Source organism: Dietzia sp. DQ11-71 (assembly GCF_014144995.1).
GTDB classification, from domain to species: domain Bacteria; phylum Actinomycetota; class Actinomycetes; order Mycobacteriales; family Mycobacteriaceae; genus Dietzia; species Dietzia kunjamensis.
On sequence record NZ_JAALDT010000455.1, the window covers coordinates 1 to 4522 of the forward strand.

At 69.0% G+C, this 4522-nt stretch carries 6 protein-coding genes; 3 read left to right on the forward strand and 3 right to left on the reverse strand.

What is annotated here, in order from left to right; translation table 11 throughout:
- Positions 1-64: 64 nt before the first annotated feature.
- On the reverse strand, positions 65-550 hold the full coding sequence (locus G6023_RS14400; protein ID WP_069389424.1) for an RDD family protein: 486 nt from the start codon (positions 548-550) through the stop codon (positions 65-67).
- Positions 551-769: 219 nt separating this feature from the next.
- Between G6023_RS14400 and glnA the strand changes: the two genes are divergently transcribed.
- Positions 770-2203, forward strand: a complete 1434-nt coding sequence (gene glnA, locus G6023_RS14405; RefSeq protein WP_067714185.1) for a type I glutamate--ammonia ligase — start codon at positions 770-772, stop codon at positions 2201-2203.
- Between the two features lie 117 nt (positions 2204-2320).
- Here the strand turns inward: glnA and G6023_RS14410 are convergent, their stop codons facing one another.
- Positions 2321-2725: a GvpU-like protein gene (locus G6023_RS14410; RefSeq protein WP_163376523.1), complete on the reverse strand. Its 405-nt coding sequence runs from the start codon at positions 2723-2725 to the stop codon at positions 2321-2323.
- A gap of 189 nt (positions 2726-2914) precedes the next feature.
- Between G6023_RS14410 and G6023_RS14415 the strand changes: the two genes are divergently transcribed.
- Positions 2915-3331: a hypothetical protein gene (locus G6023_RS14415; RefSeq protein ID WP_067714187.1), complete on the forward strand. Its 417-nt coding sequence runs from the start codon at positions 2915-2917 to the stop codon at positions 3329-3331.
- A 45-nt stretch (positions 3332-3376) separates the two neighbouring features.
- Complete coding sequence (locus tag G6023_RS14420) at positions 3377-4186, forward strand: DUF1206 domain-containing protein (protein WP_119193042.1); 810 nt, start codon at positions 3377-3379, stop codon at positions 4184-4186.
- Between the two features lie 81 nt (positions 4187-4267).
- On the opposite strand, the gene G6023_RS14425 is transcribed toward G6023_RS14420, so the two are convergent.
- A partial coding sequence (locus G6023_RS14425; RefSeq protein WP_182636153.1) for a DUF732 domain-containing protein occupies positions 4268-4522 on the reverse strand: 255 nt, incomplete at its 5' end.

Below are 4522 nucleotides of genomic sequence, written 5' to 3' on the forward strand. Positions count from 1 at the left end.
ACCGGGCTCACGACGCCCGCCGCCCGTCCCGGGCGGCGGGCGTCGTCTCGTCAGCGGGTACGGATCAACGGGTACGGATCAGAGTGGTGCCGGTGGCGCGGTCGTGCATGCCGCGTCCGTCCTCGTCCTGGATGAGCGGGGGCAGCAGGAAGAAGATGAACACCACGCGCACCAGCGCACGGACGAAACCCACCCGCTCCTCGGCGTCGACCCGTGCCGTGCCGATGCCGACCAGCGCCTGCCCCGGCGTCTGGGCGAACAGCCACACGCAGACCACGCCGCTCACGCCCCACAGCAGTGGCACGGCCCAGCTGGAGACGGCGGAGAACGAGTCGCCCCCCAGCGTCTCCGGGCCGAGCAGCATCACGATGACGGCGACCAGCCCGTAGGCGAGGAACCAGTCCACCGCCAGCGCGCCGACACGAACGCCCAACGGGGCGATCGAGCCCGCGCCGGACGCCGGGAGACCGAGATTCTCACCCTTGTACTTCTGCTCCGGCCCACTGCCGGAGGTGGGGCCGGACAACCATGATCCCGCAACGTCACGCATACTGCCCAGGGTAGCCGGGCGACCTGCCGATCCCCATGTCGGCGATACCCCGCTTCGGGTGACTAAACTGACCCTATTGGGAGGGACCCACCCGGCCGGTGACGTAACACCAGCGAAACATTCGCTTGACGGCCGGGCAACACCTCGCCCATATCGTGAGGTCACCGCACGACGGGAGACACCGGTTTCCCGTCGCACTTCAGAGACGAGGAGCGAATCGTGGCATTCTCCACGCCGGACGAGGTCATCAAGTACGTCAAGGACGAGGGCGTCGAGTACGTCGACATCCGGTTCACCGACCTGCCGGGTAACGAGCAGCACTTCACGATCGCCGCAGCGGCGTTCGACGAGGACATGTTCGAGGACGGCCTGGCCTTCGACGGCTCCTCCATCCGGGGGTTCCAGTCGATCCACGAGTCCGACATGATGCTCCTGCCGGATGTCGCGACGGCCCGTCTCGACCCCTTCCGCAGGGCCAAGACGCTCAACATCAGCTGCTTCGTCCACGACCCCTTCACCCGTGAGGCCTACAGCCGCGACCCGCGCAACGTCGCCCGCAAGGCCGAGGAGTACCTGCTCTCCACCGGCATCGCCGACACGTGCTTCTTCGGGGCCGAGGCCGAGTTCTTCGTCTTCGACTCCGTCCGCTACGGCTCCGGCACGAACCACGGCTTCTATGAGGTCGACTCCAGCGCCGGCCACTGGAACACCGGTGCCTCCCAGGAGGCCGACGGTTCGGCCAACCTCGGCTACAAGGTCCGCGAGAAGGGCGGGTACTTCCCGGTCGCCCCGTACGACCACTTCGTCGACCTGCGCGACGAGATGTCGACCAATCTCACCAACGCCGGTTTCGAGCTCGAGCGTCTGCACCACGAGGTGGCCGGCGCCCAGCAGGAGATCAACTACAAGTTCAACACCCTGCTGCACGCCGCGGACGACGTCCAGCTGTTCAAGTACATCGTCAAGAACACCGCCTGGAAGAACGGCAAGTCGGCCACGTTCATGCCCAAGCCCCTCTTCGGCGACAACGGCTCGGGCATGCACGCCCACCAGTCGCTGTGGAAGGACGGCAAGCCGCTGTTCCACGACGAGTCCGGCTACGCGGGGCTGTCCGACATCGCCCGCTACTACATCGGCGGCATCCTGCACCACGCGCCGTCGCTGCTGGCGTTCACCAACCCCACGATCAACTCGTACCACCGGCTCGTCCCGGGCTACGAGGCCCCGATCAACCTTGTGTACTCGCAGCGCAACCGCTCGGCGTGTGTCCGGATCCCGATCACCGGCAACAACCCCAAGGCCAAGCGCATCGAGTTCCGCTGCCCCGACTCGTCCGGCAACCCGTACTTCGCGTTCGCCGCGATGATGATGGCCGGCATCGACGGTGTGAAGAACAAGATCGAGCCGATGGCCCCGGTCGACAAGGACCTCTACGAGCTCCCGCCGGAGGAGGCCGCCGACATCCCGCAGGCGCCCACCTCGCTGCCCGCCGTCATCGACCGTCTCGAGCAGGACCACGAGTACCTCACCGAGGGTGGCGTGTTCACCGAGGACCTCATCGAGAACTGGATCTCGTACAAGCGCGAGAAGGAGATCGCCCCGGTGAACCTCCGTCCGCACCCGCACGAGTTCGAGCTCTACTACGACTGCTGACCCTCATGCCCGCCCTGACCTGCCCCCGCGCAGGCCGGGGCGGGCATCGACTTCGGTAGTAGTGCCGGGCGCCGCCCGCGCGGTCATCACCTCGATGGCCGGGCGGGCGGCGCCTTTCTAGCTACTCGCGTGGCCGAAGGTCCACGCGTCCACCGACGAGATCCGGACGCGCATGACCGGGATCGGCCCCTTCGCTCCTCGCTGCCAGGCGTCCGTGACGTGGATGAACGAGGCCACCCTGTCCTCCCCGTCCAGAGCCTCCTCGTACTTGGTGATGCCGATCTGCCGGAATGCACTGGCCTGGGCATCAGCCACCTCCTCGGACTTCTCATCACCCGTCAGCGCGTCGAAGGTGGCCGCCTGGATCCGCATGAACTCACCCTCGGTGGTGAGGTTCCCTTCCCAGGTGTTCCCGTTGATCACCAGGGTGATCGGGAAGTTCACGGGAGCCTGCTCGATGCCCTCTGCCATCTGGCGGAGCAGGTAGTCGAGGTCGGTTGCGCCTTCATTGCCGGTAGTCACAGCTCGAGTGTATCGGCGCCGGGCGGGCACACCGCCGGGACGCGGTCGTCCCGCACACCCCGCTACAGCTGCTGAGCCCCTTCGGACCGCAAAAACCCTGAACCGCCCGGCCGTCCCGGCCGGGACGCCTACGGTGGTGGCAGGTAAGCAGCCACTGCCGGGCAGGACGCCGGGAAGGAGCCGGACCACATGGACACCGACGAGTTCGACTTCCGGAGTTCCTCGCCCCGGGCCCGGCCGCTCAAGGTCGTCGCCGCAGCACTGGATCCCGGACACGACCCCGAGACCGACCGGCAGGGGCAGGGGCAGGGCTATCCGGTCCTGCTCAAACTGTCGAGGGTGCTGGCCCCCGAAGAGGCGCGCCTGATCCTCGAGCGCAACCCCTTCCTCCACGCCGTGGCCGGTTCCCGCAAGCTCATCGCCATGGACACCTCGGTGGAGACGCTCCGTGAGCAGAAGGACCGGCTCCAGCTCCTGCTCGCCGAGGTCGAGGCCGACGCGCTGGCCGAACAGGCGCGGATGCGGATGGAGGAGCACCGCGCGGCCGAGCTGCGGCTGGCGGAACTGCGCCGTCGCAACGAGGTCCTCGGCGAGATCGAGTGGTGACCGGGTTCGAGTGGTGAATCCGCGGCGACGTGGGAGAGTTCACCCATGAACTCCCCGATACGTTCTGCCACCGTCTCCGGCGCCGCGCGCTCCGCCGCCGACCATCCCGCGCTCGAGTGGCTGGCCCGCGCCGGATACGTCATGAACGGCGTGCTCCATCTGCTCATCGGCTGGATCGCCGTCCGGATCGCTCTCGGGTCGGGCGGTGGCGAGGCGTCCAACTCGGGTGCGCTGGCGGAGATCGCGAGCGCACCGGGCGGTCAGGTCATGCTGTGGGTCGGCGCCGTGGGCTTCCTCGCGCTGGGTCTGTGGCAGATCACCGAGTTGTTCCTCGGGTCCGAGGAGACCTCTGACCGGATCAAGGCCGCGGCCAGGGCGGCCGTGTACGTGGTGCTGGGACTGACCACCGCGCGGTTCGCCTCCGGGGGCGGGGGGTCCGATTCCGCGACCGCCTCCGGCGCCACGGCCGGGCTGCTCGGCTCCGGGGTGGGGAAGATGGCCCTGGTCGTCGCCGGGCTCGCCATCCTCGCGGTGGGCGGCTACCACGTCTACAAGGGGGCGACCACGAAGTTCGTCGAGGACCTCGAACGCACCGGGTCCGGTGAGGTCGGCCGGGCCATGATCATCACGGGCCGGGTGGGGTATGTCGCCAAGGGCATCGCCTTGGCGATCCTCGGGGGCCTGGTGATCGCGGCCGTCGTGACCGCGGATCCGGAGAAGGCCGGCGGGCTGGACGCCGCCCTGCGGGCGGTCGGCGAGCAACCTTTCGGTCAGCTTCTGCTGGTGCTCACCGGCGCGGGGATCGCCCTGTACGGCCTCTATTCGATCGGGCGGGCCCGGTACGGCCGGATGTGACCCGGCCGCGCGGGGCGTGACACGGCAGAGCACTCCCCCGCCGAGCACTCCCCCGCCGGGCGTGACCCGGCCGGGCGTGCCTCAGCCGAGCTTGGGGAAGTTCTCCGGGCAGTAGGTCCCCACCGCGGCGCCGAGGAAGAAGCCCTGGCCGTCCGCGTCGAGGCGGGCCCGCTCACCCAGCCATCCGGAGACCTCGTCCATCTGCTGCCCGCCGTCGAACCGGCCGCAGGCCTCGGTGGCCGTGGCGACCGGGTCCACGCCCTCGGGCAGGACGACACCCCGCCGCTCGAGCAGGGCGACGAAGTCCCCCGCACCCGGAGCCGGCGGGGCGGGCTC